This window comes from Streptomyces mexicanus (assembly GCF_902506575.1).
In the GTDB taxonomy this organism is placed as follows: Bacteria; Actinomycetota; Actinomycetes; order Streptomycetales; family Streptomycetaceae; genus Streptomyces; species Streptomyces mexicanus.
On the sequence record NZ_LR732544.1, the window covers coordinates 6,450,664 to 6,462,736 of the forward strand.

General features: G+C 75.3%; 11 protein-coding genes. 8 read left to right on the forward strand and 3 right to left on the reverse strand.

Going from position 1 to position 12,073, the window contains the following annotated elements:
• Positions 1 to 194: 194 nt before the first annotated feature.
• Positions 195 to 1,430, forward strand: coding sequence for a YihY/virulence factor BrkB family protein (locus GV126_RS28845; protein ID WP_159672229.1), 1,236 nt, complete (start codon positions 195 to 197; stop codon positions 1,428 to 1,430).
• Between the two features lie 104 nt (positions 1,431 to 1,534).
• Positions 1,535 to 1,924 (forward strand): hypothetical protein, encoded by a 390-nt coding sequence (locus GV126_RS28850; protein ID WP_159672231.1) that lies wholly within the window; start codon positions 1,535 to 1,537, stop codon positions 1,922 to 1,924.
• A gap of 146 nt (positions 1,925 to 2,070) precedes the next feature.
• On the opposite strand, the gene GV126_RS28855 is transcribed toward GV126_RS28850, so the two are convergent.
• Positions 2,071 to 2,304, reverse strand: a complete 234-nt coding sequence (locus GV126_RS28855; protein ID WP_159672233.1) for a chaplin — start codon at positions 2,302 to 2,304, stop codon at positions 2,071 to 2,073.
• Between the two features lie 334 nt (positions 2,305 to 2,638).
• Between GV126_RS28855 and GV126_RS28860 the strand changes: the two genes are divergently transcribed.
• From GV126_RS28860 to GV126_RS28875, 4 genes are all read left to right on the forward strand, one after another.
• A complete protein-coding gene (locus GV126_RS28860) occupies positions 2,639 to 3,982 on the forward strand; it encodes a hypothetical protein (protein ID WP_236570149.1) in 1,344 nt (447 codons plus the stop codon).
• A gap of 255 nt (positions 3,983 to 4,237) precedes the next feature.
• Positions 4,238 to 4,813 (forward strand): (2Fe-2S)-binding protein, encoded by a 576-nt coding sequence (locus tag GV126_RS28865; RefSeq protein ID WP_159672235.1) that lies wholly within the window; start codon positions 4,238 to 4,240, stop codon positions 4,811 to 4,813.
• A complete protein-coding gene (locus GV126_RS28870; RefSeq protein ID WP_159672236.1) occupies positions 4,810 to 5,802 on the forward strand; it encodes an FAD binding domain-containing protein in 993 nt (330 codons plus the stop codon). Before GV126_RS28865 ends, GV126_RS28870 begins: the two co-directional genes overlap by 4 nt.
• 234 nt (positions 5,803 to 6,036) lie before the next feature.
• A complete protein-coding gene (locus GV126_RS28875) occupies positions 6,037 to 8,136 on the forward strand; it encodes a xanthine dehydrogenase family protein molybdopterin-binding subunit (RefSeq protein ID WP_159672238.1) in 2,100 nt (699 codons plus the stop codon).
• Positions 8,137 to 8,283: 147 nt separating this feature from the next.
• Here GV126_RS28875 and GV126_RS37220 read toward each other — a convergent pair whose 3' ends face one another.
• Complete coding sequence (locus tag GV126_RS37220; protein WP_159672240.1) at positions 8,284 to 9,384, reverse strand: hypothetical protein; 1,101 nt, start codon at positions 9,382 to 9,384, stop codon at positions 8,284 to 8,286.
• 288 nt (positions 9,385 to 9,672) lie between these two features.
• Here GV126_RS37220 and tgmA point away from each other — a divergent pair, with 288 nt between their 5' ends.
• Both tgmA and tgmB read left to right on the forward strand, forming a co-directional pair.
• Entirely contained in the window at positions 9,673 to 9,864 is a 192-nt protein-coding gene (gene tgmA / locus GV126_RS28885) for a putative ATP-grasp-modified RiPP (RefSeq protein ID WP_028423595.1), read from the forward strand.
• Positions 9,865 to 9,879: 15 nt separating this feature from the next.
• A complete protein-coding gene (gene tgmB / locus GV126_RS28890; protein ID WP_159672242.1) occupies positions 9,880 to 10,845 on the forward strand; it encodes an ATP-grasp ribosomal peptide maturase in 966 nt (321 codons plus the stop codon).
• 76 nt (positions 10,846 to 10,921) lie between these two features.
• Here the strand turns inward: tgmB and GV126_RS28895 are convergent, their stop codons facing one another.
• Entirely contained in the window at positions 10,922 to 11,179 is a 258-nt protein-coding gene (locus GV126_RS28895) for a DUF5133 domain-containing protein (protein WP_159672244.1), read from the reverse strand.
• Positions 11,180 to 12,073: the final 894 nt, after the last annotated feature.

Consider the following 12,073-nt stretch of genomic DNA (forward strand, 5'->3'; position numbering starts at 1 on the left):
GGGTCCGTCAGGCCGTGGGCGGAAGGCCTCCGGTGGCGCCGGCCCGGCCCGGCGGTCGCGGCGGCCTTGCGGCGCGCGGTGGTCGTCCGGCGCGCGGTGGTCGTCCGGGCGCGGTGATCGTCCGGGCGCGGTGATCGTCCGGCGCGCGGTGGTCGGCGAGGCGTGTCCGCGCTCTGAGGGGACACCCGGACTCCATGAACCGTCTGCATCTTCCCGGTCACCGGGAGCATCCCACCGGCAGGGCCTCGCACGGGCGCGGAGCGGACGACGGACCGGGCACCCGCCACGGTCGCGACCCCGGAGGCGGTGACGGCCAGGTTCGCGGTCACGCACCCGGACGCGGTGACGGCCAGGACGATCACCCACACGGTGGCGCCTGCGGAGGCGGTGCCGATCCCGGCCGTGACGGGTGGTCCGAGACGCGGGCGGGCGAGTCGGCCGTCCACGGGCCCGACGCCGCGGCCGAGCGGCAGGCCCCAAACTCCCCCACCGACCTGCCCCGCCGCTCCTGGCTCGCCGTGCTGCGCCGGGTGCTCGCGGAGTTCAAGGACGACGAGCTGACCGATCGCGCGGCCGCCCTGACCTACTACAGCGTGCTCTCGCTCTTCCCGGCGCTGCTCGTGCTGGTCTCGCTGCTGGGCGTGGCCGGCCGGTCGGCCACCGCGCAGGTGCTGGACATGCTGCAGAAGCTCGCCCCGGGCTCTGCGCGGGACGTCCTGTCCGACGCGGTGCGCCAGTTGCAGCACCACGGCGGTCTGGGCTCGGCGCTGGCCGTGGTCGGGCTGCTGGGCGCCGTCTGGTCGGCGTCCGGGTACGTCGCCGCGTTCATCCGCGCCGCCAACGCCGTCTACGACGTGCCGGAGGGGCGGCCGGTGTGGAAGGTGCTGCCGCTGCGGGTGGCGCTGACCGTGGGCCTGATGCTGCTCGCCGTGGCCGACCTGCTGATCGTCGTCTTCACCGGCACGCTGGCCCGCCAGGCGGGCACCGCGCTGGGGCTGGGCGACGCGGCGCTGACCGCGTGGTCCGTGGCGAAGTGGCCGGTGCTCGTCGTCCTGGTCACCCTGATGATCACGGTGCTGTACCGGGCCACGCCCAACGCCCGCATCCGCGGTTTCCGCTGGGTCACGCCGGGCAGCGTGCTCGCGCTGCTGGTCTGGCTGGTCGCGTCCGCGGGCTTCGCGTTCTACGTGGCGAACTTCGGTTCGTACAACAAGACGTACGGCACCCTGGCGGGGGTGATCGTGTTCCTGGTGTGGCTGTGGGTGACGAACCTCGCCGTGCTGCTGGGGCTGGAGTTCGACGCGGAGATGGCGCGGCAGCGGGTGATCGCCGGGGGCCACCCGGCGCGCGAGGAGCCGTACGTGGAGCCCCGGGACACCCGCGCCTGGGACGAGCAGGACCGGCTGCGCATGGAAAAGGACTGCGGCTGAGACGCCCGGGGCTCCCGGAGCACGCCCCGGGCTTCCTCGGTCCTGCGCCCGGGTTTCCCCGGGCGGATCCACATGGGCGCAGGCCCGGGGGGTACCCGCCGTCCATGACTCGTCACAGCAACACCCCCGGCTCCCCCGACTCCTCCGAGGGCCCGCACGGCACCCAGCGGCGGGAGGCAGGGCAGCGCGCCCAGGAGCGCGCGGAACGCGAGAAGGAGCGCACGGAAGAGCAGCGCGCCGCTTCCCGCCCCTTCGACTACCCGTATCCGGAACGGCACGCCAACGTGCGGGCCACCCGGCACATCTCCCGTGAGCAGGCCGACGCCGACAGCACCCCGGGCGTGCCCGGCGGCTACGGCACGACCAGCGGCGGCCAGCCGGGCGCCCGCAGCGGCATCCGGCCCGGACGGGACGACGGCGCCGAGGAGGCCGGCTACCCGGACACCATCGCGGGCGCCGAACCGCACCCCGACGACGACGAGAGGCGCCCGTAGTACCCATGGCACCCAGAGCAGCACCCGTGGCACCGGGTGGCGCTGCACGGTGCCGTGACCGGAGGGGGACGCACGGGGCCCCGAAACGCGGACGAGCCGCGCCCCGGCCGAGGGGGCACGGCTCGTCCGACGGGACGGTGTGGGCGCTACTTGTTGGCGCAGGCGTTTCCGGCGGCCGGGTTGAGCAGAGCGATCACGTCGATCGTGTTGCCGCACACGTTGAGGTCGAGATCGATCGGGATCGAGATGGCATTGCCGGAAAGCAGCCCGGGGCTGTAGGCGGCCGTGGCACTCCCGTTGGCGTCGGCGGCGGCGGTCCCGGCGCACGCCATCAGGGCGGCACCGGCGAGGGCTGCGGCAGCCGTCATGCGGATCCTCATGAGCACTCCTGTCGCTAGAACTAGCACGTGCCTCTACAGTGAGCGCGTCCGGCGCCGAGCAACATCATCGCGGGGCCGAACGGAGTAGCCATGTCAGCCTCTCCGGGCAGGGCGAGGGAGCCGAATGGGCAACCCGGTGGGCGCGACCGGCACCGAGGCACCGTCCCGATGCCCGTCACAGGGCCCGTCCCGAGACCGTCACAGGCGCCGTCCCGAGACCCGTCACAGGCCCCGTCCCGAGATCTTCCGTCTCACGCCCCGGCCCCGTGGACAGATCATGATCCGCTGCGGCGATACTGGAAGCCGCACGCCGTCCCCGCCCGCAGATTGGCTCATGTCGACCTCTTCCTCCTCCCGCCCCGCGGCCCCGCCCACGGTCTGGTCGGCCCGCGGCCGTCACACCGGTCCCGCCGCGGCGGACACCGTACGGCGCCACCTGGAGAAACTCACGGCCGACGGCGTCCTCCACAGCCACCTCGAACCGGACGACGTCGACCGGGCGCGCGAGCACGTCTTCGAGGCCCGCTGGCAGGCGCCCGGGGACGTGACCGTGCGGGCCCGGCTGGCCCTGACGCCGCTGCGCGCCGGCCACCGGCAGTGGGTGCTGGTGGCGGAGGCGGAGGCGCCCTGGGACCCGCGGTGGCCCTCCCCCGCCGCCATGTTCTGGCCGCAGGAACCCGGCTCGGGCTGGGATCAGGAGGCCGGCGCCGGGCTGCGGCTGGGCGACGTCAACCCGCTCCCGGAGGACGACAAGGAGCTGCGGCGGATCCTGCGGCACGCGGTGCGGGACCCCTGGTGCGTCCACGTCGTCGTGCACGAGGCCATGACGCCGGACGAGCGCGGCCGCGCCTTCGTGCTGGGATCGCTGCCGCAGGGCCTGCGGCACCGGGTCGTGGAGCACCGCGCCGCCCCGCACCGGCTGCGGGCGGTCAACTGGGTGCTGGACGACTTCGACACCCGCCTGCCCCGCGGCGGTGCCGTCGTCCTGCCGGGCAGCCCGCCGCCGGACGGCTACGACCGGCAGGAGTTCTCCGTGCGCAGCGTCTTCCTGGACGGCACCGAGCCGGTCGAGCTGCTCGCCGCCGTCACCCGCTTCGCCGCGCTGCCCAGGCCGCTGCCGCCGGACGGCGAGGAGGCCCTGACCGCGCTGCGCGAGCAGTGGCACCTGAGGACCATGGAGGAGGAACTGGCCCGCGCCCGTGAGCTGGTGGCCATGTACGCCGAGGCGCTGGAGGCGATGACGCGCTCGCGGGACCTGTACCGGGAGGCCGCCGAGCGGGCCAACGAGGCGCTGGCGGCCTACCGGGAGGCCGAGGCGGCGGGCGGCGTCGCGGACAGGAGGCCGGGGCGCGTCGCCGGGTCGCCGCTGCAGCAGCTGGCGCGCGGTCTGGGCCGGCTGAAGGACACGGCCCGCTCCCTCCGCCCGGGCGGCCCGGCCGACCCGGCGCCGCCGAACGCCGCACCGGTGCCCGCGCTGCCGCCGGCGCCGACACCGTCGACCGGAACACCCTCGACCGGAACCCCGTCCACCGGAACACCGTCACCCGCACTCCCGCCCGCGCCCGGCGACGACGCGCCCGCACCCGAGTCCCCCGCGGCAGCGCAGGCCGTCCCGCCCGCGGATCCCGGACCCCCGTCGGACGGCGCGCCGCCCCCGCGGCAGGGTGCGCAGGACTGACCCGGCCGGCAGCACCGACCCGGCCACAGGACCCACTGACCCACCACGCCGCACGACCGACCCGGCCACAGGACCCACTGATCCACCAAGCCGCAGGACCGACCCGGCCACAGGACCGACCAGGCCGCAGGACTGCCCTGAAGGCGCCCGTCCGTCCGGCCCGCCCACGCTCCCGGGCCCCGGGAGGTGTCGCTCGCCCCGGGGTGGATACGCGGTGGGGACAGCACCCGGCTCGTCCGGAAGGTCATCCACGCCATGGTCAGCGACACACACGACGGCACGGCGCAGGCAGCGGGCACGGCGCCGCCGGCCGGACACCGCTCCGAAACGACGCTCCGCGTCAACGGCAAGCCCCACACCCTGGTCGTGGACCACCGGCGCGTCCTGCTGGACGTGCTCCGGGAGGATCTGGACCTGACCGGGGCGAAGAAGGGCTGCGACCACGGCCAGTGCGGAGCCTGCACGGTCCTCGTCGACGGGCGCCGGGTCAACAGCTGCCTGCTGCTCGCCGTCGCCCTGGACGGCTGCGAGGTGACGACCGTGGAAGGGCTCGCCGGGGACGGCGAGGAGCTGCACCCGCTGCAGCAGGCGTTCCTCGACCGGGACGCGTTCCAGTGCGGCTACTGCACGCCGGGACAGCTGTGCTCGGCCGTGGGCGCGCTGGCCGAGGCCGCGGCGGGCCACCCCTCGCACGTGACCGACCCGGCGGCGCCCTCCGGCCGGCCCGTCGCCCTGGACGCGGCCGAGATCCGCGAGCGGCTCAGCGGCAACCTGTGCCGTTGCGGCGCCTACCCGCACATCGTCCAGGCGGTGGAGGACGTGGCCCGGTGAAATCCTTCGGATACGTACGCGCGGGCACCGTCGAGGAGGCGGCCGAGGCCTTCGCCGCGCACCCCGGGGCGCGCTACCTGGCCGGCGGCACCAACCTCGTGGACCTGATGAAGCTGGGCGTGGAGCGGCCCGCCGTCCTCGTGGACGTCGGCCGGCTGCCGCTGGACACCATGGAGGAGCTGCCCGACGGCTCGCTGCGCGTGGGCGCCACCGTCCGCAACAGCGACCTCGCCGCCCATCCGCTGGCGCGCGACCGCTACCCGGCGCTGTCCCAGGCGCTGCTCGCTGGCGCCTCCGGCCAGCTGCGCAACGCGGCCACCACGGCCGGCAACCTGCTGCAGCGCACCCGCTGCCCGTACTTCCAGGACCTGTCCAAGCCGTGCAACAAGCGGGAGCCGGGCAGCGGCTGCGGCGCCCTGATGGGCGTGCACCGCGACCACGCGGTGCTGGGCTGGTCCGAGCAGTGCCTCGCCACCCACCCCTCGGACATGGCGGTGGCCCTGGCCGCCCTGGACGCGCGGGTGGAGCTGCACGGCGCGCAGGGCTCCCGGAGCCTGCCGGTGGCCGAGTTCCACCGGTTGCCCGGGGAGCATCCCGAGCGCGACACCGAGATCCGGCCCGGCGAGCTGATCACCTCGGTGGTGCTGCCGGCCGCGACCGCCGAGCTGCCCTCGGCCTACCGCAAGGCCCGCGACCGGGCCTCGTACGCCTTCGCGCTGGCCTCGGTGGCGGCGGTGCTGCGGGTGGCGGAGGGCCGGGTCGCGGAGGTGGGGATCGCCTTCGGGGCGCTGGCCCACCGGCCGTGGCGGGCGACGCGGGCCGAGGAGGCGCTGCGGGGCGGCCCGGCCACCGCGGAGGCCTTCCGGGAGGCGGTGGAGCTGGAACTGGCCGCGGCCCGGCCGCTGCGGGACAACGCCTACAAGGTGCCGCTGGCCCGCAACATCGCCGTGGACGTCCTGACCCGCCTCGCGGCGCCCGCCCCCGCCTGACTCCGGTCCGACCCCGACCGTCCCGCCTTGACCGTCCCGCCTTGTCCGTCCCGTCTTGCCCCTCGCGCCTTGACCATCATGTCTTGACCGCCCCGTCTTGACTGTCACGTCTTGACTGTCATGTCTTCGCTGTCAGGTCTTGATCGCCATCTCTTTGACCAACACGTCGTGACGGTCACGTCTTGACCGTCATCGACCGCCCCGTCCCGACCCTCACGTCTTGAGGAGGAGCCCATGGCCGGCACCGGTACCGCGCTGGGCGCGTCCGTCGAGCGCCGCGAAGGCCGTCTGAAGGTCACCGGCACCGCCCGCTACGCCGCCGAGCACCCCCTGCCGGGCCGCGCCCAGGCCTGGCCGGTGCCGGCCGCGGTCGCCCGGGGCCGGGTGACCCTCGTCGACGCCTCGGCGGCTCTGCGGCTGCCGGGTGTCCTGGCCGTGCTCACCCATGAGAACGCGCCGCGGATCGCCGAGCCGGAGGACGCGGCGCTCGCCGTGCTGCAGAACCCGCAGGTGCCGCACCGCGGCTGGTTCGTCGCCCTGGTGGTGGCCGAGTCCCTGGAGGAGGCCCGCGCCGGGGCACAGGCGGTGCGCGTCGAGTACGCCGCGGAGGACTTCGACGTCACGGTGCGGCCCGGTCATCCGGACGGCTACGAACCGGAGACGGTCAACGGCGGCTATCCGGGCCGCCGGGAACACGGCCACCCCGACAGCGCCTTCGGCGAGGCCCCTGTCCGCGTGGACGTGACCGTGCGGGTGCCGCCGCTGCACAACCACCCCATGGAGCCGCACACGAGCACGGCCCGGTGGGACGGGGACCGCCTGACCGTCTACACCTCCAGCCAGGGCGGCACGGAGGTGCGCAGGACACTGGCGGCGCTGTTCGAGCTGCCCGCGGAGCAGATCACCGTCGTCGCCGAGCACGTCGGAGGGGGTTTCGGCTCCAAGGGCACGCCGCGCCCCGACGTGGTGCTGGCCACGATGGCCGCCAAGGTGACGGGCCGGCCGGTCACGGTGGCGCTGGCCCGCCGCTACCTGCCCGCCGCCGTCGGCCACCGGGCGCCCACGCTGCAGCGGCTCCGCCTCGGGGCCGGGCCCGACGGCCGGCTGACGGCGCTCAGCCACGAGGCCACCACCCACACCTCGCGCATCACCGAGTTCGTGGAGCAGGCCGCGGTGCCCTCCCGTGTCATGTACGCCGCCCCGAACAGCCTCACCACCCACCAGGTGGTCCCGCTGGACGTCCCCTCGCCGTCCTGGATGCGGGCCCCGGGCGAGTGCCCCGGCATGTACGCCCTGGAGTCCGCGGTGGACGAGCTGGCCTCGGAACTCGGCATGGACCCCGTGGAGCTGCGGGTGCGCAACGAGCCGGACCGGGAGCCGGACACCGGCAAGCCGTTCAGCAGCCGGCACGTGGTGGAGTGCCTGCGCGAGGGCGCGCGGCGGTTCGGCTGGGAGCGGCGCGATCCACGGCCCCGGTCCCGGTCGGAGGGGCCGCTGCTGGTCGGCACGGGCGTGGCCGCGGCGACCTACCCGGTCCTGGTGTGGCCGTCCACGGCCGAGGCGCGGGCGCTGCCCGACGGCACGTTCGTGGTGCGGGTGAACGCCACCGACATCGGCACCGGCGCCCGTACCGTGCTCACCCAGATCGCGGCGGACGCGCTGGGCGTGCCGTTGGAGCGGGTGCACACGGAGGTGGGCAACAGCGACCTGCCGGCGGCGTCGCTGGCCGGCGGCTCGTCCGGGACCGCGTCCTGGGGCTGGCCGGTGCACCGGGCGTGCACCCGGCTGGCGGCGCGGCTGGCCGAGCACGCCGGTCCGCCGCCCGGGAAGGGGCTGAGCGCCCGCGCGGACACCGCCGGGGAGGCCGACGCGGAGAGCTCCTACGCCCGCCACGCCTTCGGGGCGCACTTCGCGGAGGGGACGGTGGACACCGTCACGGGCGAGGTCCGGGTGCGCCGGCTGCTCGGTGTCTTCGCGGCGGGCCGCATCCTCAACGCCCGGACGGCGCGCTCCCAGTTCGTCGGCGGGATGACCATGGGGCTGGGCATGGCGCTGACCGAGGGCAGCACACTGGACCCGGCGTTCGGCGATTTCGTGGAACGGGACCTGGCGTCGTACCACGTGCCCGCGCACGCGGACGTGCCGGCGATCGAGGCGCACTGGATCGAGGAGAGCGACGGCCATCTCAACCCGATGGGGAGCAAGGGGATCGGCGAGATCGGCATCGTGGGCACGGCGGCCGCCATCGGCAACGCCGTCCACCACGCCACGGGCGTGCGGTTCCGGGAGCTGCCGCTGACGCCGGACCGGGTGCTGGGCGCACTGGCCGGCTGACCGGTCCGCCCGCCGGCCGGCCAGTGGTCGCCGCTGGTGACGTCGCTCGCGGTCGTCGCCTGTGCACGTCGTCCGGGTCGTCGTCGTGCGATGGTCGCCGCTCGGTTGACGTCCGGGTGTCGTCGTCCGGGTGCGGGCCTGTTCTGTTCAGTCCGTGGGGCGCGGGGCGGGGTGCCGCTCGGCGACCTGCACCATCAGCAGCAGTGACAGGGCCGCGAGCGAGGCCAGTGAGGCGCAGGCCGCGGTGAGCCCGGCGCCGGCCGGGGGCGCCACCGTGACGGACAGCGCGCGGGACAGCCCGGCGGAGGCGAACCGACCCTCCACGTAGCCGAGCGCCGCCAGCAGCCCCGGCCCCACGGCGGAGGCGACCAGCACGGCCACGCCGGGGCGCACCGCCAGCAGCAGGGCCAGCACCGCGCACAGGACCGACACCGCGAGGGCGAGGCCGTAGACGAGCAGGGGCGCTCCCTGCCGGTGCAGCGGGAAGTGGGCCGCGCCGCAGACCACGAGGGCCGCCGCGGCGAGCCAGCTGGGCCAGAACAGCAGACGGCCGTGGTCCCGGTCGCGGTGCCCGTCGGCGGTGGCCGACGGACCGGCGGCGTCCGCCGCGTCGGCGGCCTCCCGGGCGTCGGGGTCCCCGGGGGCGGTCCGGCGTCCTCCCATCGGTTCCTCGCCGGGCTCCACCGGTTCCGCCTCGGCCGCGGGCAGGCGGGCGGGGACCTGTTCGCGGACCAGGCCGGCGATGAGTTCCACGAGTTCCTCCGGGGTGCGGGTGCCGGCCGCCGCCCGGACGGCCTCCCGGCCGCAGTGCGGCCGCTGGGGTGCCCGGTGCAGCATGGCCACGAGCCGGGTGACGTCCTCGATACAGCGGTGCCGGACGGCGGCGCGGATCGTGGCGTCGGCGCTGTCGGCGGGGCGCGGCGGGCGGGTCAGCTCGGCGACCAGGCGGGCGACGTCCTCCACGGGACGGTCCAGGGCGGCCGCGCGCAGCAGGGATCCGGCGGCGTCCGCGCACTCGGGGGACTTCTCCAGGAGGGTGACGAGCCGGACGACTTCCTCCAGGAGCCGCTCCCCGACGGCGGCCTGCGCCGGGCCGCGCGCCGGATCACCGTCCGCGGCCTCGCCCTCGCCCTCGCTCACGCCGTCGCCGACGGCGGCGACGCCGCCCGGCGGACCGGCCCGGTGGATCTCCTCGGTGAAGGCGAGGACGGACGGGTCCGGCTGGGGTGGTGAAGAGCGGGTGGTCATCTCGGCTCCAGGGCAGGGGTACGGCCGCTCCTGCGCCCCCGAAGTGCGACGCGCGACTTACCCTGACCATTACAAGGGGGTGCTGAGCGGGTAGACCACTCACGCGAGGCACAGGGGTGATGTCTCGGGTCCCGAAGGCCACTCGCGCCGATGCTCACGCTCCGTAAGGAAACCATTCACCCGTTCGATTCGTATAAGTCTCGGGAACCCGAAACATAGTCAGCGGGCCAAGCGACACCGCAAGGATGACCACCGCTTGATCGCGGCTGCACCGACAGGGGAGAGACGATGCAACCGTTCGCGCTCAACTACGCCCGTCCGGCCGTGGAGCGGGAGGCCGCCACGCCATACGTCTACGACGCCGGACTGCAGCTGAACGTGCTCCTCGACGGCCGGATCGCCGCCTTCGACCACGCGCTGCTCAGGGAGCTGGGCACCACGACGTCCACGGCGGGCTCCAAAACGCACTTCGACGACTGAACACGGCCGCCGACGATGACGGTACTGATCCTCACGGGCGAGGAGGACGTGACGGCGGACATGGTGGTGGCCCACCTGAACGCCTCCTCGGTCCCGGTGGTCCGGCTCGATCCGGCCGACCTGACGGCGGGTGCGGCACTGTCCGGGGAATATGTGCACGGCACCTTCCGCGGCCATCTGTCCTCCGGCGAGCGGCTGGTGAGCGTGGAGGCGATCCGCGCGGTCTGGGTGCGCCGGCCGGGTGTCCCGGCGGCCCGCGCGGCCCAGCCCTCGGCCTGGCTCACCCAGGAGACGGCGCAGGCCCTCTACGGCATGCTCCGCGACTGCGGGGCACGCTGGATGAACGATCCCGACGCCGCCCGGCGCGCCCGGTACAAACCGTGGCAGCTCAGGCTCGCCCAGCGGTGCGGCCTGCCGGTGCCCGCCACCCTCATCACCACTTTCCCGCAGGCGGCCCGGGAGTTCGCCGAACGCTTCCCTGACCTGGTGGTCAAGCCGGTCTCCGGCGCGCATCCGCAGGAGCCGCCGCGGGCGGTGCCCACCAGCCGGGTCGCGCCGGGCACGGACTTCGCCGCCGTCGCCTACGGCCCCACCCTGCTGCAGCGGCGGATCGCCAAACGGGCCGACGTCCGGCTGACCGCCGTCGGCGGCACCCTGCTGGCGGCCCGCAAGGAGACCGCGGCCGACGCCGATCCGGACCAGGTGGACGTGCGCTTCGCCCCGCCGGGCGCGCCGTGGCGGCCGGCCGAGGTCCCCCGGGCCGTGGCCCGGTCCGTCCACGCCTACCTGCGCCGGGCCCGACTCGCCTACGGCGCCTTCGACTTCGCCGAGGACGCCGACGGCACCTGGTGGTTCCTGGAGTGCAACCAGTCGGGGCAGTTCGGGTTCGTGGAGGTGGACACCGGCCAGCCGATCGCCCGCACCATCGCCGAGTGGCTGGCGGGCACGGCCCGGCCGGGGACCCCTGTGGCCGAATCGTGACCTTCCTCGTCACCCAGGACCGGCACCGAGTGCCGCGAGACGGCCGCAGAGGTCCCCGCTCAGCTGCCCGAGGGGCTCAGACGGCCAGCGACAGGCCGCTGTCCCCGTCGGTCTGCGAGGTGACGTCCGACGCCCCGCCCGTGGTGAGCAGCAGCGCGTCGGCCCGGGCGATCGCGTCGTGGATGCTGGTGGCGCCCATCATCACGCACAACGTGTAACTGACGTCCTCCAGCTCACGAGCCGTCTCGGCCCGCTCCCTCTCCGCTTGAGCGATCTTCAGCGATGCGTAGCGAGTCAGCAACGTCCTGACGACCTTCGGGTCCGGAACCAGCACGGAGCGCCCCTCTCTCGAATTTTACCTGCGTATGCCCCAGGCACGCCGTGCCATGCATGCCGACCGCCTCACGGCACATGATTGTCCTGATTCAGTCGATTTCCGGTGGAACGGCCATCAGGCCGGCCCGGATCGAGCTCAGGGGATCGCGGCTGTCACCGGCCGCGGTCCTCGCCTCCGCTGTGCGCCGCCTCCCGGCGCTCCCCCGCGGTCAGCCGCCCCCGACGCCGCCGCACGCGCCGTCGCGCCGGGCGTGAGCCCGGCACGCGCGCAGGAGGAGGGCAGGAGTGGCACACCGCGCGGGCGCGGGTATCCGGCGCGGCGACAGCACGCCGTCCGCAGGCGGGAAGGACGGGGCGGGTTCCTCGGAGCGGCGCGCTGCGCGCTCACGCCGGTTCACGGCTGGCTCCCGTCGGCGCTCGCCGCGGCGCGGGCCGGACGCAGCGGCGCGCGGCGCTGCCGCGTTCCGTGCTGGTCTCCTCGGATGACGCCCACCGTGGCCTCCGCTGAACACTCGGCCGCACCTGCCCGGGCAGCTCCCGTCCGCGGCGACTGGGCACCGCACGACCCGGCAGGGTATGCGCAATATAGGTGCTTTTCGGGCGTTCGGCCAAGTTCGGGTGAGCGATGAGGGGCAGGCGCGCAGAAGAACGGCACGTCAGGGGCCCTGAGCGGCGGAGGTCTTGCGGCGACCGAGGCGGCCCGGCGGCGGCCTTTTCGTCCTGCGGCGGGGGCGGGGGGCGCCGGCGGGTGGCCGGGTCCGGCCCCCGCTCCCCCCCGGCGGCCGCGCCCGGCAGGGGGGCCCCCCTCCGGGGGGGGGGGCGGCGCCCGCCCGCGGGGGGGCGGGGCCGCCGGGGGGGAGGGGGCCCTCTTCGCCCCGGGGGCGGCGGGGTC

Bases quoted from the DNA above. Each gene is read 5' to 3' on its own strand.
- GV126_RS28845 (WP_159672229.1), top strand. From the start codon at position 195: ATGAACCGTCTGCATCTTCCCGGTCACCGGGAGCATCCCACCGGCAGG.
- GV126_RS28850 (WP_159672231.1), top strand. From the start codon at position 1,535: ATGACTCGTCACAGCAACACCCCCGGCTCCCCCGACTCCTCCGAGGGC.
- GV126_RS28855 (WP_159672233.1), bottom strand. From the start codon at position 2,304: ATGAGGATCCGCATGACGGCTGCCGCAGCCCTCGCCGGTGCCGCCCTG.
- GV126_RS28860 (WP_236570149.1), top strand. From the start codon at position 2,639: ATGTCGACCTCTTCCTCCTCCCGCCCCGCGGCCCCGCCCACGGTCTGG.
- GV126_RS28865 (WP_159672235.1), top strand. From the start codon at position 4,238: ATGGTCAGCGACACACACGACGGCACGGCGCAGGCAGCGGGCACGGCG.
- GV126_RS28875 (WP_159672238.1), top strand. From the start codon at position 6,037: ATGGCCGGCACCGGTACCGCGCTGGGCGCGTCCGTCGAGCGCCGCGAA.
- GV126_RS37220 (WP_159672240.1), bottom strand. From the start codon at position 9,384: ATGACCACCCGCTCTTCACCACCCCAGCCGGACCCGTCCGTCCTCGCC.
- tgmA (WP_028423595.1), top strand. From the start codon at position 9,673: ATGCAACCGTTCGCGCTCAACTACGCCCGTCCGGCCGTGGAGCGGGAG.
- tgmB (WP_159672242.1), top strand. From the start codon at position 9,880: ATGACGGTACTGATCCTCACGGGCGAGGAGGACGTGACGGCGGACATG.